The organism is Streptomyces sp. NPDC001787 (assembly GCF_040297465.1).
GTDB lineage: Bacteria > Actinomycetota > Actinomycetes > Streptomycetales > Streptomycetaceae > Streptomyces.
Map to the genome: position 1 here is coordinate 63,809 of NZ_JBEOZE010000026.1, position 21,249 is coordinate 85,057.

Below are 21,249 nucleotides of genomic sequence, written 5' to 3' on the forward strand. Positions count from 1 at the left end.
GATGCAACGCCCGCCCCCTCAGGCCACCGGGTTGTGCCGGATCAGGGATTCGACCAGGCCGGAGCGGGTCGCGGGGAAGTCCAGCGGGACGATGCCGAGGCCCGTCCAGCCGGCGGTCCCCGAGCCGTCGAGGAAGGAGTGCACCTGCGGGTTGAGCCGGTCGGCGTTCCAGCGGGGCGGCATCAGGGCGGCGGTGCTCACATAGTTCATGAACAGCTTGCCCGGCTGCTCGGCCGCCTTCCGGAACTGGGCCTCGATCTTCGGGTACTTCCCGAACGGCTCGGCCATGTAGTCGTCCTGGATGTCGAAGACCTGCGGATCGGCGTACCTGACCCCGGGCAGCCCGCCGTTGTCGGCGAGCAGCACCACCTTGCCGCGCGCCTCGCCCAGCGTGGGCAGTGTGGAGTCCAGGCGGAACAGCGGTCGCCAGCCCTTGGTGTCGAGGTAGAGGTCGAAGATCCGCCGGAACGCGGCGTCGCTCTCCTCCGAGTACTCCTGCTTGACCCGCATCAGCACGGTCTCGCGCGGCCGTTCGGCCAGGAAGTCCCAGCAGGCACCGAGGACGTCCCCGAACATGAGGTTCTGGAACGACGCCCCGTGATGGATGGCGAACGAGTCCCCGGTGATCCGGCAGCGCACATCGAGGAACCGGATGCCGCTGTTCAGCTGCTCGGCGATCGTCGTGTTCTGGCACTCGGTCCAGGGACCGCCGTACCGGGCGCCGGAGTCGTGCGAGCCCGGGATCGTGAGGCGCTGGAGTCCCGTCGCGTCGGGGATGGAGCCCATCCAGTCCTGCGGAGTGCGAGCCGTACGGGTCGTACGCGTCCCGGCGACGGCGGGCGCGACCCCGACGAGGGCGGTGGCGGAGACGGCGAGGGCGCCGGCCAGGAAGTTCCTGCGGGTACCGGTGTACGGGCTCATGCGGAAGGGCCTCCGTGTGCCGTGGGGGTGAGCAGCCCCCGAATTATGACGGGTGCACGTCACCAGAGGAACAGCACGGGAGGAGAGAGGAAGAGGGGAAGGGGGAAGGGACGCGGACGCGGTGTTGTCGTGATCGGCGCAGATCCGTCAAGCCCTGCCGCCTCATCGGGCCGGGCCCGGTGCGAAGTGAAAGTATCCGCTCATGGATGACGCAGTGAACCCCGCCGGGATCGTCGTACGCCGCGCGAACGACGCGGATGCGGATGCCCTCGCCGGAATCGACACCGTCGCGGTGGAAGGGGACGGCCACCGGCGGGCGAGCATCCGGGAGTGGTGCCGGCAGGGCCTGGCGGTCGTGGCGGAGGACGCGTCCGGGCCGCTCGGCTACTGCGTGGTGGAGTACACCTTCTTCGAGCAGGGCTTCGTCACGATGCTGATGGTGGCACCATCGGTCCGGGGCAGGGGTGTCGGGAAGCGGCTGCTGGACTCCGTGGCCGCCTCGTGCACGACTCCGAAGCTGTTCGCCTCGACCAATGTCTCCAACCAGCCGATGCAGCGGCTGCTCCAGCACGCCGGATGGAGCCCGGTCGGCCTTGTCCACGGCCTCGACGAAGGCGACCCCGAGCTGTTCTTCCTCCACCGCCCGCGGACCGGGCAGCCGCACCCGTGACCCCGTGCCTGGAGCGGGCCGCCTCGCGACCGCCGGCAGGCGCCGCCCACCCCACTCAATGGATTCCGTTCAGTACGGGAAGCCGAGCCCTGTCCCCGATGCGAAATACCAGGTAGGGGCGCACGGTCCATTTGATCCACGCCCCTCGATGGCTCAGCGAGAACCCGCAGGGTTCCCCCCGGTACAGGGACGCGATCGCGCCGATGCAGCCACCGCCCTCGACCCAGCTCAGCGCCCGGTGGCGCTCGGCGGGCGGCAACCCGGCGGCCAGCGCGCGCACCTCCGACCGGATCCGCCGGACAGCCGATCCGGGGACAGGCACGGAGCACCGCGAAGCGTCCACGATCTCGTCCGGCGCCATCGACCGGTACGTGACCCGCTCGCACCAGAAAGCCCACTCGGCGAAGGGTGGCGGTTCCGATTCGCTGAGCATGAGTTACCTCCTCGCGTCACGCCGGGGCGCCCCTTGCCCACGGAGCCGGCGTGACGAGCTGCGAACAAGGGGAGCCCGCTCGACCATGTCGTGGACGAACCGACCCGGGCCGAGAAACCCGCCCAGGTCACCGTGGTGTACGTCCACGACGACCCGGACACGGCGCTGCGGCGAGCCGTCGACCGGGAAGGTGCCGCCTGGGAGGACTGGTACGTAGCCCGACTCGCCGGTTCCCCCGGCACCCGGGCGGTCCATGACCTCGCCTCGGCCGCCGCCCACCTCCGCTCCGAGGCGGAGCTGACCCGCCGTCTCCTCGCCCGGACCCCTTGGCAGCTTCTGACGGTGGACGTAGGGGATCGCGACGCCCAGGAGGCCTTCGCCCATACCCGGCGCCACCTGGCGGAGACCCTGGGACTTCCCGACCGGATTCCGACGCAGCGGTAACCGCCGGCAGGCCGGGAAGAACGCCCACAGCCGAACGGGCGGCCCCCACCCTGCGCCGGGCAGGGGGCCGCCCGAAGCGGACGCGACGAGCCCTCAGGTCAGATCGTCGAACTCGCCGTCCTTCGCACCACCCAGGAAGGCACGGAGCTTCGCACGGGTCGTACGGATGACCACGTCAGGATGGTCGCTCTCACGCATCAGAATCTCGCCACCGTGCTCGGCGAGCTCCAGGCAGTTGTTGCCTTCGGCCCCCGATGACTTCGTGGACTTGCGCCAGTGAATTTCCATGGTGTTCACGCCTTCACACTTATTGTGCGATCTTTCGAATGAAGTCTCTCGACCTCTTCGGGTCGAGCGACAGCTCCTCGACCCGGTCCAGCACCGCCCGATAGTTCACGAGACGGGTCTCGGCATCCACCCTGCGCCGGGCAGGGGGCCGCCCGAAGCGGACGCGACGAGCCCTCAGGTCAGATCGTCGAACTCGCCGTCCTTCGCACCACCCAGGAAGGCACGGAGCTTCGCACGGGTCGTACGGATGACCACGTCAGGATGGTCGCTCTCACGCATCAGAATCTCGCCACCGTGCTCGGCGAGCTCCAGGCAGTCGGAGCCCTCGGCATTGGAGGATCTCGAAGATTTGCGCCACTGAATTTCCACAACACTCACGCCTTCATACTTGTCGTGCGATTTGGCGAATGAAGTCCCGCGAGCTCTTCGGATCAAGCGACTTCTCTTCGGTCCGGTCCAGAGCAACTCGCCAATTCTCAAGACTTGTCTCGGAATCCACAAAGCCCGAACCGGTCGACGTATCCGTCTGCACTGTGTCCAGCTGCGACACCACACCGTAGAGGTAGTGTGCCGAACTGCTGGCGTACGGGAAGCCGCCTGCCGCGAACGGGATAACACGGATGGTGACGCCCTCACGTTCCGACTGATCCACCAGATAGTCGAGTTGGCTGCGGGCGACCACGGAGCCGCCGTACGTCATTCGCAGCGCAGCCTCATGAATGAGGAACGTGCACGAAGCCAGGTCGACACGATCGAGTACATCTCGGCGCCGCAACCGGTGCGACAGCTGTCGCCGCTGACGAGCGGGGCTCGGAGGCGGCACGCTCTCAGCGAAGACCGCACGCGCGTAGTCCTCGGTCTGGAGAAGGCCGGGCATATACATGATCTGCACCGACCTGACGGCCACCGCGTGGTGCTCCAACTCGGCCAGATCGAGCGCGGCGCTGGCCAGGTGGCCCCGGTAGTCCTCCCACCAGCCGCTTATGCGCTCGGCCGCCATCTCCGCCAGCGCTTCGACATACGCGTTGTCGGGGCATCCGTAGTGGCCGGCCCACGCCCGGACGCGATCGGCGCTCACGCCGAACCTTCCGGATTCGACGTTGCTGATGGTGGTGCGATCGGTTCCCAGCATGGCCGCCGCCTCGGTGAGCGACAGGCCGGTGTGCTCTCGAATCCGACGCAACTCAGTACCCAGGCGGCGCTGTCGTCCCGTGGGCGTCTTCCTCGATGGCATCGCCCCTCCTCTTGTCGGGTCCCAGTGTGGCCCTTGGTTTGAACCCTATCCAGAACTAATCCTTTACGGGTTCATGTCTAACGCGTTAGACCATGAGCTACGGTGCTCTCACCACGCGCTGCACGTCGGCCAGCCCGAAGTGCAGCCGCACACACGCGCGTTGAGACATGCGCACCAGTGCGGCCACAGCCACGGGGCGACGCGCAGCGCACACGCCCGGAGACACCAGACCGTCTGAAGAGAACGACATGACCGCCACCGCCACCACTCCCGTACCCATCAATCCGCTTGGCGGGGAGACGTACCGGCTGACCTTGCCGAGCACCGCAGGCGCGGCCAAGATCGCACGAGACTTCGTCACTGTCAGGCATGACCTGCCCGCTGTCTCGGCAACGATGAGGACTCCACCGGCGGGCCCGGAAGGCCACCGCGTACGAGAGGGGGGCGGCGGCCTTCCGGCTGAAGGCCGTCAGCCGGACCGGGGGCCGGGCGCGTACGGTCCCGGGTCCCGGGCGGCGTGCAGCGCGGACGCCCTGCGGACCAGTGCGTCGTCGCCGCGGCCCAGGTGTCCGGCGGCGTGGAGCAGCTCCGCCAGCACCTCCTGGTCGCGCGCCTGCACGGCGAGCGCGAGCAATGGGCCGAGCCGCGCGGACCATGCCTCGCGCATGTCCGGGGAACCCGTCCGGGGCAGGGCCGCCGCCCTGCGTGCCCAGTGGCGGATCTCCTCCCGGTCCGCCCGGGGAGCGGGCACGGGGAAGTCGGGGAGGACCTGCTGGCGGAGGCCTCCCGGGGCGCTCCGGGCCACTCCCTGCCGCCGCCCCCGTGCTGCCGCGGCCAGGGCCGCCGCGAGCGTCGTGTGGTAGCACGTGCCGAAGAGATAGGCAGCAGCCCGGTCGCCCGTGAGTCCGGACAGAACCTCGGGACGGTGCACCGGGCTGGGTACCGCCCCGTCCTGGCGCTGTGCGGTGGCCAGTGCGTGCCAGCCCTCCCGCACCAGCGGGTCGTCGTCGCCCCGGCCGTCGAGGGCACCCGCGCACAGCAGCAGCTCCGAGAGGAGGTCCAGGCTCCCCCGCGCGAGGTGGACGCCGAGCAGTACCCGGATCGGTTCGCGGAGGCGGGCCGCCTCCCCGGGGCCGCCGAGCAGCCGCAGTGTGCGGCCGAAGTCCGTGACGTAGAACAGGACATGGGTGAGCGCGTACGTCTCGTCCCCCGTCATCTGGAGGACGTCCGGGCCCAGGGCCGCGATGCTCCGGCGGTACAGCACATCGAGCGCGGCCGGCGCCGCCGGAGGCGCGAACCCTCCCCGGTCGACGAAATAGCGCAGCTCCACCTGGGAGAGGACCGGCCGGTACGCCCTGGTGTGACCGCCCGCATCGGCCGCGAGCAGCGCCTGGCAGACGGCGCGTGCCTCCGGCTGCGGTCGGCCGAGCGTTTCGAGCAGCGCGATCAGATTGAGGTGGTAGGGGAAGAGTTCGTCGCCCCGGCGCAGCCCCTGCCCGAACTCCGCCTCCCCGGCCGCGCGGGCCGCCAGATCCAGGGCGCGGCTCGGCAGCGCCGCCTCCTTGGGCACCAGACCCGAACGGTCCATCAGCCTTACCAAGCCCAGCAGTTCGAGGAGTGGTCCGGGACGGAACGGGCGACGGGGCAGGTACTCCTCCCAGCGGGGCGCCGCGAACCACTCCACGTACTCTTCCAGCCAGCGCAGCGCGCCTGCCAGCACATGGCCCGCGGAGGCATCCGGCTCAGGAACCGCCGCCCCGCACGCGGCCTCCCGCCGGGCATGCGCGGGAACCGGGGGCCAGTACGGGCCGTCGCCCTCGGCCGCCGGGGCGCTCACCGCCCGCTCCGTACCCGCAGCAGTGCCAGGACCGCCACCAGGATCCCGGTCAGCACTCCCAGGTCCATCAGCCACGGGAGCACCCCACCGCCCCCCAGCAGGGTCTGGCGCGCCAGGTCGACGGCGTACGTCATCGGGTTGAGGTACATGACCGAGGCCAGCCAGCCGGGCACATCCTGCACGCTGAAGACCGACCCGGACAGGAACAGCAGGGGGAACATGGCCAGTTGAACGGTCGCCTGGAGGGTCTGCACCCGCTTCACGACCGTGGCCAGGCACAGACCGATGACGCTGAAGACCGTCGCGGCGAGCGCGTAGCAGCCGACGGCGAGGACGAACCGGGCAGTGGTCAGCGGCACGCCCATCAGTGGCGAGAACGCGAGCATGAGCATGCTCTGCACGGTCACCATCCCCGCACCCGCCACGACCTTGCCCAGCGGAAGGCAGATCCGAGGCACCGGGGCGACAAGGAGTTCGCGCAGGACGCCGTACTCGCGGTCCCAGGCGTACGACTGACCGGAGGCGACGCCGATCGAGACGACCTGGATGCCGATGATTCCGGGAAAGACATACGCGCTGAACGACACCGAGCCGACCGCGCCGATCATCCCGTTGAAGCCGACCGCGTAGACCAGGACGAAGAAGAGGATCTGCACGGCCTGGCTGAGGAGCACGCCCGGCCGTTTGGCCTGGCGCAGCAGATCCCGGTGGGCGATGACCGCGATGGCGCGCAGGGCCACTCTCAGCGGTGCGTCCCCGGCGGCGAGGGACGGTGCGGAGACAGCTGTGGTGGTGGGGGTGGCGGCGGGTGTGGCAGTCCCGGGCGCCATAGCCTCGGTCGTCGGGATCCCGGGCGCCGTGGCCTCGGCCGTCTTCGTGTTCGTCCCAGTCGTCCTCGTGTTCGTCCTGGTCATGGCGCCGTCGTCCTTTCCCGCCGTGCCCGGGGGCCGTCCTGCTCGGCCGCCTCCAGATAGACGTCGTTCATCGAGGGGTGGTGCACCGAGACGGTCAGGCCGGGCACATCCAGGGCCCGGACCACTGCGGCGATCCGGGCCTCGGGGTCGACGCAGTGCACCGCGACCCCGGCCGGCCCGATCAGCGCCTCGAAACCGGCCGCCCGCAACTGGCGGGCGGCAGCCTCGTCGTCGGCGCAGGCCACCACGATGCGGGACGAGTCGAGGCTGCTCTTGAGCCGGTCGACACTGCCGTGCCGGACGATCCGGCCCTGCTGGAGGATGACGATCTCGTCGGCGTACTCCGCCTCGTCCATGTAGTGCGTGGCGAACAGGACCGTGACGCCCAGCTCGTCGCGCATCCGCAGCAGGTCCTCCCACACGGTGGAACGGGCGGCCGGATCCAGACCGTTGGTGGGCTCGTCCAGGACGATCAGCCCCGGCCGGTGCAGCAGGGCACGGGCGATCTCCACCCGCCGGGCCAGTCCGCCGGACAGTTCCTCGACGCTCTGGTGGCGACGGTCGGCGAGATCGAACAGGTCCAGCATCAGCGTGATCCTGGACCGGGCGTCCGCGCGCTTCATGCCGAACAGCCGGGCGTGGAACCAGAGGTTGCGCTCGACGGAGAGTTCCTTGTCGAGGGTGCGTTCCTGGAAGACCAGCCCCAGGCGGCGCCGGGCGGCCACGGCTGCCTCCCGGACATCATGGCCGAAGATCCGGACCGTACCTCCGTCGGGCCGCGCCGCCGTCGACAGCACCCCCAACAAGCTGGACTTCCCGGCCCCGTTGGGGCCCAGCAGCGCGGTGATACGGCCCGGCGGGGAGCTGACCGACACACCGTGGACCGCCGTCACCCTGCCGTAGCGCACGACCAGATCGCTGATCTCGAAAGCGAGGGGTGCCTGCTCAGCCGGCGCTTCCGACGTGGTCGTCTCCGCATGGGTCCGGCCGGAGCTGTTCGCACCGGGCCCGTTCATGTCGGCCACGGTCTCACCGGATCCGTTCGCACCGGGCCCGTTCACGTCGGCCCCGTTCATGCCAGCCCCAGCGTGCGGTCCCACGGCAATGGGCCTTCGCCCGGAGGCATCAGGGCGAGTGCCACGCCCGCCGCGCCCTCCAGCAGGCCCGCGGTGTTCACGGCCCGGTGCGGGACCGGAGAACGGGCCGCGGCGGGGAAGCGCATGAGGTGGCGGTATCCGAACGGGGCCGCTTCCTCCGCGCAGCCCAGCACCTTGTCGGTCAGCCTGCGGCACCCGGCGCGCAGTTCCGGATCGTCCGTGTCGTGCGCGACCCGGGTCAGGACGCTCAGCAGTCCGGCGTGCCCGTGGCAGATGGTGGCGCCCTCGATCGCCCACAGCGATTCGTCCCGTCGCAGCGCCGCCCGGAGCGCGTCGACGGCCGCCGCGGACCACTGCGGGCGGCCCATCACCCGTCCCGCGCGGAAGAGGGCGGCGGCGACGCCCGGGGTGCCGTAGCACCAGGCCGTACGGGTGAACAGCTCGGCGGGCCGGTTCGGGGCGACCTCCCACTCCCAGGCCGCCCGCGCGGGCCAGTACGGGCCCGCTTCGTCGTGCAGCGTCCAGCCGAGCAGCCATGCGGCGACGCGGTGGACGGCGTCGCGGATGTCCGTCCCCGTGTGCCCGGCCTCGTACGCCGAGCAGAGGACCGCGAGCGGACCGGCGATGCCGTGTGCCATACCGAGGTTGAAGTCCCCGTGGGGGTACTCCTTCCGGTCCCGCTCGCCGATCTGGAGCCCGGCCGGAACCCACCAGCCGGGTACCTCGTGGCCGTCGACCACCACCGGCTCGGTGATCCGGGTCAGGTGCCGGAGGGAGGCGGCGAGGGCTGCGGTCACCTCGGGGCCGGTCTCGGCCGGGTCGGTGGCCGAGTCCAGGAGCAGCCGGGTCGTCCCGGACAGCCCGTTGATCAGGTCGTACGCCGCCCAATCGACGCCCTTCGCTCCCGATGCGGCGCGGGTGGCGAAGGCGCGCAGCCGCTCGCTGTGGTCCTCCGCGACCCATCCGGCCAGCCTGCGGCGCAGCAAACCGTAGTGCCCCTGCGGTCCGGCGCAGGTCTGTGCGGCGGCGAGCAGTGCGGCCGGACCGGAGAAGAGACCGTGGCGGGGCGCGGTGCTCATGGCACGGCCGGCGGCGGCGAGGTGCCGGTGGGCGACGGGCCGCCAGGCGTCGTCGCCGCGGGCCAGTTCGCCGTAGAGGAGGGCGGTGCCGGGCAGCCCGTTGGCAAGGGTCAGCGGGCCCCACATCACCGCGTCGTACACGGGGTCCCGGTTGTCGTCGCGGGAGGCGACCGCCGCGACCCGCTCGGGGTCGGCGAGCCGGTCGGCGACCAGGGCGACGGCTTCGTGCGGGCGTACGTCGGTGGTGGCTTTCATGACTGGTGCCTCCGGCGGTTGAGGTGGTCCTGCACCGCGCCCCGGGCGATGCCGAGCGCGGTGGTCTCACGGGCGCCCGAGCCTCCGAACAGGCGGTTGCAGACCATGTGCAGCAGGCTGCCGACGACCCGGCCCTGCGGGGTGCCGCCGGGGGTGCCCACGGCGGCGGCGAGTTCCCGCACGGCGTCGTCGCGGGCGGCCAGCGCGGCCAGTGCCATGGCCCCGCCCGGGTCCGCCGAGAGGGCGGGCCAGCCGCCGTAGGGGTCGATGAGGCGGCGCCAGTGCGCGGACCGGGAGCGGAACGCGGCGGGCAGGTCGGAGCGCGTGCCGGTCATGGACAGCCAGGCCGTGGCGGCGTCGTCACCGAAGTCCTCGGTCACCAGGGGGTTTCCGGGGGCCGGGGGGCCGAAGGCGTGGGCGAGCGCGGCGCAGGAGATGGCCGCGAGGTCGTCGACGCCGTAGTCGTTTCCCGGGTCCTTGGCCAGCCTCAGCAGGTCGAGGGCGGCCTCGCTGTCGTACTGGAAGACCTGCTCGGCGAGCCGCTGGGCGGCCGGCCCGCCGTAGCGCTCGCACTCGGGGTCGTACTGCGCGAGGGAGTGGCTCCGCAGCCGCCCCTCGCGCTGCCAGCGGTGGAGCAGTTCGCCGACCGCGGGGGCGGCCCCGCCCCACATCTCGCGCGGCCGGTCGCCGTGCAGCCGCAGCCGCAGGTGGTGGCCGCTGTCGTCGGTGTAGCGGATGAAGAACCAGCCATCGGCTCCCTTCTCCCGTGCCAGCGTGATCAGTTCGGGGAGGTGGTCGCGCAGCAGGTCGTCCTGGGTACGGGCGGAGCCGTGCAGCTTGAGGTAGAGCCATTCGCCGCCGAGGCCGTGCGCTGTTCGTCCGGGCCGGTGCTGTCCGGCGTACGGGCGGCGGCGGGGTGCACCGGTCTCGCGGCGGGTGAGCGGGACGACCAGTTCGGCCGTGTGACCCGCGAGGGAGGTGTGCCCCACGGGAGAGACGTCCCGGCCGGGAGGGGTGTGCTGCCCGGGGCGCGGGGCGCGCTGACCGGCCGGGGCCGGGAGCGCGGCGTCCGGGGCCGGGAGCGGGGCGTCCAGCCAGCCTTCGTACTCGCCGGGGACTTCCTGGGCGACCAGATCGGGATGCCGCAGGACCTGGTCCAGCAGCAGTTCGCGGTGCCATGCCCGGTCGAGGTCGAGGAGCAGCCGCTGGTCGGCGGTGACGGCCAGGACGCGGGCGGGTACGTCCCACGCGTTCCGCCAGTCGCGCAGTGCGTCGTCCCACTCCGCCCCGCGCGTGTCCCGGGCCGCGTCGCCGCGGCGTGCCCGCACGGACTCGGCCCGAGCGCGGATCACATCCAGCCGCCAGACGGCGCAGGCCAGGACGAACCTGCCGTACCGCACGCGCGGCACGAAGGGCGCGTCGGCCAGCGGCCCCCAGTTCCACGGCTCCCACAGGCGCTGGCCCTCAAGTCCGATCTCCCACAGCAGCCTGACGGCGTTGGGCGCCTGGGCGGGGGCGCTGATCATGTTGCCGAGCACGGGGACGATCTCACGGCCGGTGGGCAGGTGCACGGCGGTCAGCCGCTCCAGGGTGGCGCCGATCCCGATGTCCGTCAGCCGCAGCTCCTCGACACCGGGCGTGTCCGGGACCCCCACGGCGATGCGGCGGCCCGTGGCCGGGGTGGTGTGCGCGAGGTTGGCGGCCCGGCCCGAGCGCGGCCGGAAGGCGAGGTCGACCGGGACGGCGTCCTGGATGTGCACGGGGTTGTGCCGGTGCAGGGCGGCGAACGCCGGACGCCAGTCGGGGTGCTGGTCCGCGAACCGGGCGAACGTCGCCCCGGCCCGGTGCGAGCCGGGCGACGGGGACAGGAAGACCCGGAAGTCGCCCCGGTCCAGCGCCTCCACACCGGGAGCGACGACCTGCACGGTCACTTCGCACGAGTTGGGGAGGTCCGCGGGGTCGGCGATGTCGTGGCACAGCTCGTCCAGGTCCGCGTCGTGAAGGACGACCTCGCGCAGGCCCGCGCGCTGTGCGGTGGCGGCCAGCCGGGCCATCGCCCGGTCCCGGCGGGCGGTGCGCGGGTCGTCGGGCGGGGTGACGGGGGCCTCGCTGTTGGGCCAGCCGTAGCCCGGCGGGGCTCCGAGGCCGGTCGATTCGTCGAGGAGCTCCAGCACGGGGACCAGCCGGTCGGCTCCATGGACGTCGAGGAAGCGGCGGTGGTAGTCGCGCAGGGCGAAGAGCCCGAGCTTGGGGCGGGACAGGCGCCACATCGCACCGGCGGCCTGCTCGACGGTGGCGCGCACCGCGTGGGGCAGGTGCAGCACGGTGTCGAGGCGCGTGTCGATGTGGAGTGGTGTGTCGTCCGGCTCCACCGACCGCGCGGTCCGCAGCAGCCGGCCGAGGTGGGCGTGGCCGCCGCCGACGGGCTGGGCGTCGTACAGCTGTCGTTCCCGGTCGACCGCCAGCAGCGCCTCGTGCGTACGCCGGGTGTCCTCGGACGCCCCCCTGACCTGGGCCAGCAGGTCCAGTACATGGCACAGCGGGTCGTCACCGGCCAGCGGCGGGCGCAGCCCGGTGATGAGGATCTCCTGACGCACCAGCTCGCCGAGCAGCCGGTGGATCCGCTCGACGGGGGCTCCGGGGAAGGCCGCCTCGATGCGCCGGACCAGTTCGTCGTACGGCAGCGGGGCCGCGCACTCGGCCACGGCCCGCCGGACGACGGGGGTGTGACGGACCGACACCGTGCAACGGCCCTCGCCGCTGCCGTCGATCCGCACGCCGTTCGTCGAGGGAGCGGTGAGGACCAGCCGGTCCCCACGCTCGATCAGGGCCTGGTGGGCCTGGACGGTCAGGGTGGACAGCACGGCAGGGTCGCGTTCGAGGCGGTGGCCGATCCTGGTGAGCCACTGCATGTCCACATGCGTGCGGGTACGGTGCGCGGTGCCCCGCCGGACCTTGGCCTTGGCGTCGAACTGCCCGGCCGCCACGCCCGCGAACAGCCCGAAGGGGGTGGGCCGGGTACGCATCCTGATGTCGTAGCGCAGCACGGCGAGGGCGGCCCGGCGCAGCTGGCCCGCCCGGATTCCGGCGGCGCCGCGCTCGGCGACGCGGGCGACCATGGCACTGAGGCTGGGGGAGGCCAGATCGAGTGCTTCGGTCAGCAGCCGGTCGGCGGGGACCGTGGCGAGGAGTTCGGCGCAGGCGGCGGGATCGTGGGGGCCGCCTGCGCCGGGGAGGGGTAGTCCGGGTGCGTCCGGTGCCAGGGGAGCGCGGTACAGAAAGACGTCTCTGGCCTCGAACAGTGGTGCTTTGAGCGGTGCGGCCTCGAACGTTGCCGGCTTGAGCGGTGCCGGCTTGAGCGGTGCCGGCTCGAACGTTGTCGGCTTGAGCGGTGCGGCCTTGAGCGGTGACTCCTCAGACGACGGTGTCTCCTGGGACGGTTCCCCCACAGATGTCCTCCATCTCGTCCGCACCTCATGCCCGGGAGGTGTGCCCGTGAGGCCGGAACGAGGCCCGGCCCCACGGGTCTGAACTGTCAGCAGCAGTGACTGCAGCCGGAGCCGCCGCCCTCGCTGGTGCACCCCGGGGTGCAGTACGAGATGCTGGTGATGGCCGGTCCGGCGACGGACTGCTCGACGCCGATCTCCAGGTCGAGGTCGAACAGCCCCGAGTCGTTGGCCGTCCGAGCGGGATCCTTGATACCCATGCTCTCTCCTTCATAGGAATCGAAGCGGATGCTCGTGGGCCGCGGCGGATGCTCGTGGATCGCGACCCACGATTCACCGAACCACGTGTCCGGTGGCCGGAACAACGGGGTCGGAGCTGCTTGGCAGTCCTGGCAGTGCTGTCAGTACCGGTCTCCGAACGACGGCAGTTCTGCCCGGATTCGTCCTGATCCGAAGAATTCCGTCGTAAGGCGTGAACCGACCAGGCGTTTGTGGATACGTACGTGGTGTGTGTTCGGACGAAGCTCTGCTGACCGGTGTCGCCCAGGGCGACCAGGCAGCCCTGCGTACCCTCTACGATCGGCACGCTGCCGCCATGCTGCGTCTCATCGGCAGACTCACCTCGGACCGGGGAGTGTCCGAGGAGATCCTCCAGGAGGCGTGGCTCGCGGTCTGGCGGTCGGCCGGCGGTTTCCGGGGCGAGTCCTCCGTGCGGGGGTGGCTCATGGGCGTGGCCAGACGGCAGGCCCACAATCAGCTCCGCAAGTCCCGGCCGCGGCTGGTCGACCTGGCCGAGGCCCACGACGTGGCGGATCCCTCGTCCAGCGTCGAGGACCAGATCGTGCGGGACGCCGAGCGCACCGCGTTACTGACAGCCGTCCGCACTCTCCCCGGACATCTGCGCGAGGTGCTCGCCCTGGTTCTGGTCGAGGACCTGGCCTACCCGGAGGTGGCCACCGCGCTCGCCATCCCGGTGGGCACCGTCAAGAGCCGGATGTCTCAAGCGCGCAGACGGCTGGGCCACATGCTCGCCGCCACGCGGCTGGAAGGATCGGGACGACGATGACAGACCACCTCACGGACGATGTCCTGGCGCATCCGTCGGGCGACGGCCCCGACGAGGAGCGCCGGCTGCGGCATCTGGAGACGTGTGCCGCCTGCCGCAACCGGAGCGCGGTGTGGCAGGACATCCGGTCGGCGCTGCGCACCGAGTCCGCCGAACAGTCCCTCGCCGTGCCGTCCTTCGACGCGCTGCTGGGCCCGGCGCTGGCCGGCCCGGCCGAGCGGGCCCCTCGTACGGACGCCGTGCCCGTGCGCCGCAGGGCCGCGCTCCCCTGGCGCACGGCGGGTCAGCTCGTGCTGCGCCAGGCCCTGCTGATGCCGAGGAGCTGGGCGCCGCTCAGCGCCGCCGGGTTCGTCGGAGCGGCGGTGCTGGCGGCGGCCGACGCGCAGGATCGTTTCGGGACACGGCTCTTCGGCGCGGTGGTGGTGCTGCTGGTGGTCTTCGGCGCGCTGATGGTCGCCTCGCCCCGCCGGGACCCCAGGAGGGAGCTCCTGTTCACCCTGCCGGTCTCCCCCGCCGTGGTCTTCCTCTCCCGGCTGACCGTGGTGCTCGGGGTCGATGTGGCGCTGGCCATGGGCTGTTCGGCGCTGGTGGCGGGTCCCGGCTGGTGGCCGGTGGTGTCGAGCTGGCTCGGCGAATCACTGCTCGCCGCATCGCTGACGCTGGCCCTGTCGGTCCGCTTCTCGACCGCGGCCGGAGCCTCGGCGGGCGCGGCGCTGTGGCTGCTGGGTCTCGTGGGCGGGCCGCTGGCGGGGGTCACGACCCCGTTCGCCGGGTTCCTGGACCCCCTGCTCGCGACGACGCCGTGGAGCCTGGCACTCGCCGTCGCCCTGCTGGGCTGGGCCGCGGCCACGATGCGGTCGTTCGGGGACGGCTCGGCGTCGCGGCCCGCGTAGAGGCCGTTGCCCGGCCGGCCGTGTGTATCGCCGCCCTGATGCCCGGCCGAAGGTCCGGCGGGCCGGAGGGCTCTTCGCCCGTCCGGCCCGCCGGGGTGCCCGGCCGGTGCCGTGAACCGTTCGCGGCGGTCCCGCTACGTACGGGGTGTGCTGCCACCGGCAGGTCACGCCGCGCTCGCCGGGCCGGCGTGGGTGCGACGAAAGGAGCCACGACATGACCGCTGCTACCTGGTGGACCCACGAAGTCCGCCGGTGCGGGAAACAGGCCGTCGCCCTGCCCGTTCTGGCGGCACTCCTCACCTGCGTCGCGGCCGTGGGCCTCGACGGCGCCACGGTGCTCGGCCGGGCCCTGCTCTCCTGCGCGCTGCCCGCCGCGGCGGGCCTGGCCTGTGCGGCGGTGGTGGCGCGCGAGCCACTGCTGGAGCTGCATCTCTCCCTGCCCACCCCCTACCCCCGCACCGTCGCCCGTCGGCTCGCCTGGCCCACCGCCGTCACGGCCGTCGCCGCGCTCGCCCTGGTGACGACGGTGACGGCCGCCGGACACCCGCTCGACCTCCCCGGCACCCTGCTCAGTCTGGCCGGGCTGACCGTGCTGCTCAGCGGCGGCGCGGTGTGGGCGACGGTCCGGTCCGGCTCGGCGGCACCCGCCACCGGGCTGGTGGTCGCGGTGGTGCTGGCCAAGCTGCTGCTCGTCGACCGGGTGGTGGCCGACGGGGCCGGGCAGGCGCTCCCCGCGCTGCTGATCGGCGGCTGCCTGACCGCGGCGTCCCTGCGCACGCTCGGTTCCGGCGGCCGGGCCGGCGCCGGACTCCGGCCCGTCGGCGCGCACTCCGGCGACGGGGAGGCCTGATGGTTCTGCTGTGGACCCTGCGGTACGAGGCCCTGATGGCGGCCCGCCGCCGGATCGTCTGGGGGGCGGTGCTGCCGCTGGCCCTGCTCAGCCTGCTCCTGGCCGCCACGTCCCCCGTCGTCACCGGCTCCGCCGACCCGGCGACCCGGGTCGGCGCCGCCGCCGTACTCGTCAACTCCTTCTGCACCCTGGGAGTCGGCCTCGCCCTCGCGGACCGGCTGCGCCGGAGCCTGGAGTCGCGCGGCACCGCCGAGCTGCTGGCCGCCACCCCGGCAGGGCCGCTCGCGCGGACCGCGGGCACCCTGGCCGGGCCGCTGCTCACCGCGCTCGCCCCGGTCGCCGTTCTCTTCCTGGCGTACGCCGCCGTCGTCTCGGCACTCGCCGGTTCCGCGGCGCCCCTGGGCTCGGCGGCGGTGTCGCTGCTGACGGCCGTACTCCCCGCGGCACTGCTGGTCACCGCGTTCGCCGGGCTCCTCGGCGTGCTGCTGCCGGTGGCCGCCGCACGGGCCGTCACGGCCCTGGTGTGGCTGTGGGCCTGCCACTTCCCGCCGGGCTTCTCGCCGATCCCCACGGTGACCGGCACCGTGCTGTCCCCGCTCGGCGGCTATCCGATGGCCGCCTGGGCCCACGCACCCGAGGTCTGGGCGGCCCGGGACGGCACCGGAGCCCTGCGTCCCGCCGTCAGTGACACCACCGCACTGGTGAACGTCGCACTCGTCCTCACGACGGCCGCCGCCTGCTACGCGCTGGGCCGTCTCGTCTCCCGCATCAGCCGACACGGAGCCTCATGAACATCTCCACCGAGCAACTGACGAAGGTGCACCGCGGCGGACGCCGCGCGCTGGACGCCGTCGACCTGCACATCGAGAGCGGCACCGTGGGGCTGCTGGGCGCGAACGGCGCGGGCAAGACCACGCTGCTGCGCATCCTCACCGGTGTGCTGCGCCCCACCTCCGGCCGGGTGCACGTGGCCGGACACGACCTGTCGACGACCGCCGGGCTCAGCGCCGCCAAGCGCACCCTGGGCTACCTCCCGCAAGAGCTGTCCCTCTACCCCGACCTGACGACACGTGAGTTCCTCGACTACATCGGTGTGCTCAAGGGCATCCACGACAAGCGCGACCGGCGGCGTCAGGTCGACGCGCGGATCGCCGAAGTCGGCCTGGAGGAAAGATCCGGCGAGCGGCTGGCCGGGTTCTCCGGCGGCATGAAGCGGCGGGTCGGCATCGCCCAGGCCCTCATGGGCAACCCGACCCTGCTGATCGTCGACGAACCCACCACCGGCCTGGACCCGCACGAGCGCATGCGGTTCCGGGCCCTGCTCGCCGGTCTCGGACACGGCCGCACCGTCATCCTGTCCACCCACATCCTCGACGACGTGGCGCAGACCTGCCCCGAAGTGGCCGTGCTCGCGGCCGGCCGGCTGGTCTTCCACGACGCCACCACCGATCTGGTCGGTCAGGCGGCCGGGCGCACCTTCGTGTACCGGCCCGCGGGCCCGGACACCGGCCCGCCCCCGGGCGCCGAGGTGGTGAGCGCGGTGACCCGTGCCGAGGGAACCGAGTACCGCATCGTGACGACCGCCCCGCCCGCCGGGGCCCGGCCCGTCGAGCCGTCACTCGAAGACGGCTACGCCGCCCTGCTCCGCGCCGACGGCGCGACCCAGCACCCACCCACAGTGAGGCAGTGACCCCGTGACCACGAACACCACGAGCACCCCGCACGCCCCGCACGCCCCGAGCACCCGCCGTGCCACCGCCCGGACCCCACACGCCCTGGCCTGTCTGGCCCTGACGGCCGTGACCCTGATCGGCCTGGCCGGCTGCGGGGGCGGTGGCCGTGCCGAACCGGCCACCAAGTCTCCCGTACCGCTGCCGAGCCCCACGTCCACCAAGCAGCAGATGAGCGAGAAGAACCTCGGATACACCTGGCCGCTGACGGTCGAGCAGGCCACGGCAGAGTGCCGGGAGGGCGACCAGGCGGTCGTCACCGTCCCCGACGGAACGACCTACGCGCTCAACGACCGTGCGGAGAGCGCCGGTTACCCGGACCTGGCACCGGTTCGGATGTCCGGCGACGGCGGCGACCCGGTGAGCATCGGCCCACTGCTCAGCAGGACCCTGAAGCTCTGCGGAATCGCTTCGTGAACGACCCCGGACGGGTACACCTCCTGGGTGTACCCGTCCTTCGCCCCGACCACCGCGTACAGGAGACAAGAGAGGCACGACCCGCACGACGAAGAGTGGGCCCACGAGTGAGCTGACGTGGGCCCAGCACGACCGAGAATCACGGGGGCACGACCTTGGAACAGCGCGCATCGACCGCTGACAAGCTGCACGTCCTGGTCCATTCCGGGCTCAGGGATCACTTCGACTCACCGCCCGCCACTCTCAGCACCATCCGCTCCGGCCTGGACCACGTCGACTTCGTGGACGACGCGTGTCTGACCGCGCCCGGGACGGTGCTCTGCCTTCCCGTCCTCATACCGGTCGCCAGCGAGTTCCAGGCCGAGGGGCTGCGAGCCGTGCGGGTGCGGCACCCGTTGTCCCTGCTCATCGCGGTGACCGACGATGTCACGGGGTATCGCACGTACTACGCGATCCGTTCGGGGGCGAGCTTCGTGCTCAATCTCGCCATCCCCGGCGAGAGCCAGGTCGACATGCTGTACGCGCAATTGCGCGCACACCGTATGACCATGTCCGCCGTCCGGCTCCATCTCGCCCACGCCGACCACCAGGGCCACGACGGGCACGAGGCACACGAGGCACACGAGGGGCATCAGGAGCACGGAATCCCTCTGCGTGCCCACGGCGATGAAACGGCCCGGGACCATGTGCCGCGGCACGCGGCCGAACACCGATGTCCGGACATCGGCGTACGACACGACGACGAGCGGTTCGCTCTCGACCACAGGCCACCGCGGCCCGCCGCGACGGTCCCGGCCACCACCTCGGACACCGGCCTCCTGCGACTGCTCCGCACCCCGATGACCGTGTCCGAGATCGCGCGCACCTACTACTGCTCGGAGCGGTCCATGTACCGCCGCATCCGCAAGCTCTACGACGATCTGGGCATCCGCAGCCGCACCGAACTGATGTCGCTGGCCATCGGCCCGAACCCGCCTCCGCGTCTTCTGCTCCCGGGTCCGGCCGTCGGCCGGGCCGATGACCCGCGTGATGGCCCGTGTGATGGCCCCCTCCGGTCCACGGGGGCCATCGGGCGGTCAGCGGATTCCCGCGTCGACTGATTCCAGCAACCGGAAGAATCCGACCTCCACATCCCCGTCGACGGCCAGCCCGGCCAGCGGGCCCTCGTACCGGGTACGGCCGTCGCACAGCACCTGCACCCGGTCGCAGACCTGCGCGACCTCGGCCAGCTGGTGGCTGGCGATCAGGACGGCGACGCCCTCGTCGGCCAGGGAGCGGATGATTCCGCGCATCTCCCGGATACCGACGGGGTCGAGTCCGTTGGTGGGCTCGTCCAGGACGATCAGCCGCGGTTTGGCCAGCAGCGCGACGGCGATGCCCAGCCGCCACCGCATTCCGAGGGAGTACGAGGAGACCCGCCGGCCGCGCGCCTCGGTCATCTTCACCAGGCGCAGCGCCGGTTCGATCCATTCCTCGGGCACACAGCGCAGCCTCGTGTGCACCTTCAGCGTCTCGTCACCGGTGAGTGTCGGCCACAGGCCGGGGACTTCGATCAGGGCTCCGACGTCCGCCAGCGAATCCCGTCCCACCGGCTTGCCGAAGATCTCGATACTGCCCGCCGTCGGCCGCTGGAGTCCCAGCAGAGCCTTCATGAGCGTCGTCTTGCCCGCGCCGTTCGGTCCGAGAAGTCCATAGACCTCGCCCGCCCGCACGGTGAGGTCCACCTCGTCCAGGGCGTATCGGGATCCGTAGCGCTTGCTGAGCCGGCGGATCGTCAGAGCAGCCGTATCCGGCGGGGATTCGTACGCGGTCATGGTCAGATCTCCTTTCGCTGCATGTGCACACGGCCGATGAGCAGCAGGGCCGTCGTCAGCACGACGGCCAGTCCCACGGCGAGCGGGATGGCGGACATGGCGGTGACCGGGCTTCCCTCGGGCAGCGGCACTCCGTTCGGTCCGATCCCGGCCAGGGGCAGCACCACCCGCATCGGCCAGGCGAAGGGGACGGCGAACCAGAAGTCCTTGTCCGAGACGAGCGCGCCGCACAGCAGCCCGGCGATGCCCACGCCGATCCCGGGCCCCATCCCCCACACGAACGAGACCAGCACGGCCAGCGCCGTCATCGACAGGCCCACCAGCCAGGGCAGATAGACCGCCGCGACCACCATGCCCATGCCGCCCGGGAAGTCTCCGCTGATCAGCGCCCCGATGGAGAGCATCACCAGCAGCACGCAGGAGGACAGGAGCCCCAGCACTCCCAGCGCGGCCACCTTGCCGACGAAATACCGCCCGCGCGGGACCCCGTACGACAGCAGGAGCCGCCAGGCGTCCTGGTCGGCGCGGACCGACAGCGCGGCGGCCAGACCCGCGGTCATCGGCACCAGCACGCCCCAGAACTCCAGCGTCACATTGCGGAAGACCTCGAAGGTCTGCCCCGCCTTCGCCTCGGAGGAGCCCAGGGAGCCGAGGAACAGCGGAATGGTGATGATCACGGGAGCGAGCAGGTGGTACCAGAGGACGAATCCCCGCTTGTTGCGGGCGAGCTCGGTCCCCACCACGGTCGACAGCGACGGATTGTCGCGCTGCCCCACGAGGGGCGGGTCGGCTGTGTCGTGCGCCATGAGTTCTCCTACCTGACCGTTGTCGGCCGTCGACCGTCCTCGGTTGTCGACCGTTGCCTGTTGTCGACCGTTGCCGGATGTCGGCCGTTGCCGGTTGTGCCAGGTACGTAGCGAAGTCCGGAGCTGCGGTTCGCGGTGGGAGGACGCGGTCGCCCGACTGGCAGACGGCAGACACCTGACAGACGGCTGCCAACCGACCGGGTGGGCGCGCGTTCCGACGCGTGCGGATGCGAGCGTGATAGGCACCGCCGGGCCGCCGCCACCGGGGTGGGCCGGTCGGGTGTTCCCGCACCAGCATCGTCAGGGAGGAACCCTCATGAAGAAGCTCAGCAGCGTGCTCGTGGCCGGCGCCATGGCCCTCGCGCTCGGCGGTCTCGTCACCCCCACCGCCTCCGCCGCACCCACCGCCCCAGCCGCACCCGCCGCACCCACCGCCTCAGCCGTTCCCGGCGCCTCCGCCTCGGTGGGGATCATGAGGGTCTGGCATGCGACGGTGCAGTGCCAGATCGTGCGGATCAGCGACAACAACGCGATCAGGTACGACAGGGCCGACGGCACGGGCAACACCGAGAAGGCGGCCATCGACGACGCGGCGCGCAACATCCCCGTCCCGGCCGGGCACTACAAGCGCCACTGCGACGCGAAGCGCACCTGGTAACGTCGAAAGAGGGGGAGCGGACCGGATCGTCCCCCTTTTTTTGTCCCCGGGCAGAAAGGCGCGAGCGATGTCCGAAGCTCCCCGTGTGTACGAAGTGCGGCTGGGCGTCTACGCCACTCCGCAGCAGGCCGAGGACCTCAAGGAACGCATCTCCGCCATGCTGTGCCCGGACCCCGACCACGCGCCGCCGTGCCCGATCCCCTGGTCCGTCGCCCTGCTTCAGGGGGAGGGCCTGGAGGATCCCGACTCCTACGAGTACCTGGTCGAGCAGGGCCGCATCGAGAGCGGCCCCCGCCCGTGAGGCCGTGCCCGTAGGCGCCGCCCGCAGGCCGTGCGCATAGACCGTGTCCGTGAAGTCCGGAGACCAAGAAGGTGGGGGCGGCGGGCCATCCGGCCC

24 protein-coding genes are annotated in these 21,249 nt (G+C 71.9%); 11 read left to right on the top strand and 13 right to left on the bottom strand.

The window, feature by feature from the left end:
• Positions 1-18 precede the first annotated feature (18 nt).
• Positions 19-921: a phosphatidylinositol-specific phospholipase C gene (locus ABT170_RS29790; protein WP_329942187.1), complete on the bottom strand. Its 903-nt coding sequence runs from the start codon at positions 919-921 to the stop codon at positions 19-21.
• A gap of 202 nt (positions 922-1,123) precedes the next feature.
• Here ABT170_RS29790 and ABT170_RS29795 point away from each other — a divergent pair, with 202 nt between their 5' ends.
• Positions 1,124-1,591, top strand: coding sequence for a GNAT family N-acetyltransferase (locus tag ABT170_RS29795; protein WP_351872473.1), 468 nt, complete (start codon positions 1,124-1,126; stop codon positions 1,589-1,591).
• Positions 1,592-1,646: 55 nt separating this feature from the next.
• Here the strand turns inward: ABT170_RS29795 and ABT170_RS29800 are convergent, their stop codons facing one another.
• A complete protein-coding gene (locus ABT170_RS29800) occupies positions 1,647-2,024 on the bottom strand; it encodes a hypothetical protein (RefSeq protein ID WP_351872476.1) in 378 nt (125 codons plus the stop codon).
• A 90-nt stretch (positions 2,025-2,114) separates the two neighbouring features.
• On the opposite strand from ABT170_RS29800, the gene ABT170_RS29805 reads away from it, so the two are divergent.
• On the top strand, positions 2,115-2,468 hold the full coding sequence (locus ABT170_RS29805; RefSeq protein WP_351872479.1) for a hypothetical protein: 354 nt from the start codon (positions 2,115-2,117) through the stop codon (positions 2,466-2,468).
• 93 nt (positions 2,469-2,561) lie between these two features.
• On the opposite strand, the gene ABT170_RS29810 is transcribed toward ABT170_RS29805, so the two are convergent.
• The 9 genes from ABT170_RS29810 to ABT170_RS29855 all read right to left on the bottom strand — a co-directional run bounded on the left by ABT170_RS29810 (position 2,562) and on the right by ABT170_RS29855 (position 12,878).
• Positions 2,562-2,756 carry a DUF397 domain-containing protein gene (locus ABT170_RS29810; protein ID WP_329942256.1) on the bottom strand — a complete coding sequence of 65 codons (195 nt, stop codon included), beginning with the start codon at positions 2,754-2,756 and terminating at the stop codon, positions 2,562-2,564.
• A 174-nt stretch (positions 2,757-2,930) separates the two neighbouring features.
• On the bottom strand, positions 2,931-3,125 hold the full coding sequence (locus tag ABT170_RS29820; RefSeq protein ID WP_329942257.1) for a DUF397 domain-containing protein: 195 nt from the start codon (positions 3,123-3,125) through the stop codon (positions 2,931-2,933).
• A 13-nt stretch (positions 3,126-3,138) separates the two neighbouring features.
• Complete coding sequence (locus ABT170_RS29825) at positions 3,139-3,990, bottom strand: helix-turn-helix domain-containing protein (RefSeq protein WP_329942191.1); 852 nt, start codon at positions 3,988-3,990, stop codon at positions 3,139-3,141.
• 469 nt (positions 3,991-4,459) lie between these two features.
• Complete coding sequence (locus ABT170_RS29830) at positions 4,460-5,827, bottom strand: DUF6895 family protein (protein ID WP_351872481.1); 1,368 nt, start codon at positions 5,825-5,827, stop codon at positions 4,460-4,462.
• Positions 5,824-6,741 (bottom strand): ABC transporter permease, encoded by a 918-nt coding sequence (locus ABT170_RS29835; protein ID WP_351872484.1) that lies wholly within the window; start codon positions 6,739-6,741, stop codon positions 5,824-5,826. The genes ABT170_RS29830 and ABT170_RS29835 overlap by 4 nt, the downstream gene beginning before the upstream one ends.
• Positions 6,738-7,757, bottom strand: coding sequence for an ABC transporter ATP-binding protein (locus tag ABT170_RS29840; protein WP_329942194.1), 1,020 nt, complete (start codon positions 7,755-7,757; stop codon positions 6,738-6,740). Before ABT170_RS29840 ends, ABT170_RS29835 begins: the two co-directional genes overlap by 4 nt.
• Positions 7,758-7,813: 56 nt before the next feature.
• Complete coding sequence (locus ABT170_RS29845) at positions 7,814-9,172, bottom strand: lanthionine synthetase C family protein (protein WP_351872489.1); 1,359 nt, start codon at positions 9,170-9,172, stop codon at positions 7,814-7,816.
• Positions 9,169-12,621: a lantibiotic dehydratase gene (locus ABT170_RS29850; protein WP_351872491.1), complete on the bottom strand. Its 3,453-nt coding sequence runs from the start codon at positions 12,619-12,621 to the stop codon at positions 9,169-9,171. Before ABT170_RS29850 ends, ABT170_RS29845 begins: the two co-directional genes overlap by 4 nt.
• Positions 12,622-12,707: 86 nt before the next feature.
• Positions 12,708-12,878 carry a gallidermin family lantibiotic gene (locus ABT170_RS29855; protein ID WP_266932284.1) on the bottom strand — a complete coding sequence of 57 codons (171 nt, stop codon included), beginning with the start codon at positions 12,876-12,878 and terminating at the stop codon, positions 12,708-12,710.
• 248 nt (positions 12,879-13,126) lie between these two features.
• Here ABT170_RS29855 and ABT170_RS29860 point away from each other — a divergent pair, with 248 nt between their 5' ends.
• The 7 genes from ABT170_RS29860 to ABT170_RS29890 all read left to right on the top strand — a co-directional run bounded on the left by ABT170_RS29860 (position 13,127) and on the right by ABT170_RS29890 (position 18,674).
• Entirely contained in the window at positions 13,127-13,684 is a 558-nt protein-coding gene (locus tag ABT170_RS29860) for an RNA polymerase sigma factor (RefSeq protein ID WP_329942197.1), read from the top strand.
• Complete coding sequence (locus ABT170_RS29865) at positions 13,681-14,577, top strand: anti-sigma factor (protein ID WP_329942198.1); 897 nt, start codon at positions 13,681-13,683, stop codon at positions 14,575-14,577. Before ABT170_RS29860 ends, ABT170_RS29865 begins: the two co-directional genes overlap by 4 nt.
• A gap of 214 nt (positions 14,578-14,791) precedes the next feature.
• A complete protein-coding gene (locus tag ABT170_RS29870) occupies positions 14,792-15,427 on the top strand; it encodes a hypothetical protein (RefSeq protein WP_329942199.1) in 636 nt (211 codons plus the stop codon).
• Positions 15,427-16,218 carry a hypothetical protein gene (locus tag ABT170_RS29875; RefSeq protein ID WP_329942200.1) on the top strand — a complete coding sequence of 264 codons (792 nt, stop codon included), beginning with the start codon at positions 15,427-15,429 and terminating at the stop codon, positions 16,216-16,218. Before ABT170_RS29870 ends, ABT170_RS29875 begins: the two co-directional genes overlap by 1 nt.
• On the top strand, positions 16,215-17,117 hold the full coding sequence (locus ABT170_RS29880) for an ATP-binding cassette domain-containing protein (protein WP_351872497.1): 903 nt from the start codon (positions 16,215-16,217) through the stop codon (positions 17,115-17,117). Before ABT170_RS29875 ends, ABT170_RS29880 begins: the two co-directional genes overlap by 4 nt.
• Positions 17,118-17,121: 4 nt before the next feature.
• Positions 17,122-17,574 (top strand): DUF2511 domain-containing protein, encoded by a 453-nt coding sequence (locus ABT170_RS29885; RefSeq protein WP_329942202.1) that lies wholly within the window; start codon positions 17,122-17,124, stop codon positions 17,572-17,574.
• A gap of 155 nt (positions 17,575-17,729) precedes the next feature.
• Positions 17,730-18,674 carry a helix-turn-helix transcriptional regulator gene (locus ABT170_RS29890; RefSeq protein ID WP_329942203.1) on the top strand — a complete coding sequence of 315 codons (945 nt, stop codon included), beginning with the start codon at positions 17,730-17,732 and terminating at the stop codon, positions 18,672-18,674.
• On the opposite strand, the gene ABT170_RS29895 is transcribed toward ABT170_RS29890, so the two are convergent.
• On the bottom strand, positions 18,651-19,388 hold the full coding sequence (locus tag ABT170_RS29895) for an ABC transporter ATP-binding protein (protein WP_329942204.1): 738 nt from the start codon (positions 19,386-19,388) through the stop codon (positions 18,651-18,653). The two genes, ABT170_RS29890 and ABT170_RS29895, sit on opposite strands and share 24 nt — an antisense overlap.
• A gap of 2 nt (positions 19,389-19,390) precedes the next feature.
• A complete protein-coding gene (locus ABT170_RS29900) occupies positions 19,391-20,194 on the bottom strand; it encodes a lantibiotic immunity ABC transporter MutE/EpiE family permease subunit (RefSeq protein ID WP_329942205.1) in 804 nt (267 codons plus the stop codon).
• A 316-nt stretch (positions 20,195-20,510) separates the two neighbouring features.
• On the opposite strand from ABT170_RS29900, the gene ABT170_RS29905 reads away from it, so the two are divergent.
• Both ABT170_RS29905 and ABT170_RS29910 read left to right on the top strand, forming a co-directional pair.
• Positions 20,511-20,852 carry a hypothetical protein gene (locus ABT170_RS29905; protein WP_351872502.1) on the top strand — a complete coding sequence of 114 codons (342 nt, stop codon included), beginning with the start codon at positions 20,511-20,513 and terminating at the stop codon, positions 20,850-20,852.
• A gap of 67 nt (positions 20,853-20,919) precedes the next feature.
• On the top strand, positions 20,920-21,153 hold the full coding sequence (locus ABT170_RS29910) for a hypothetical protein (RefSeq protein ID WP_329942207.1): 234 nt from the start codon (positions 20,920-20,922) through the stop codon (positions 21,151-21,153).
• Positions 21,154-21,249: the final 96 nt, after the last annotated feature.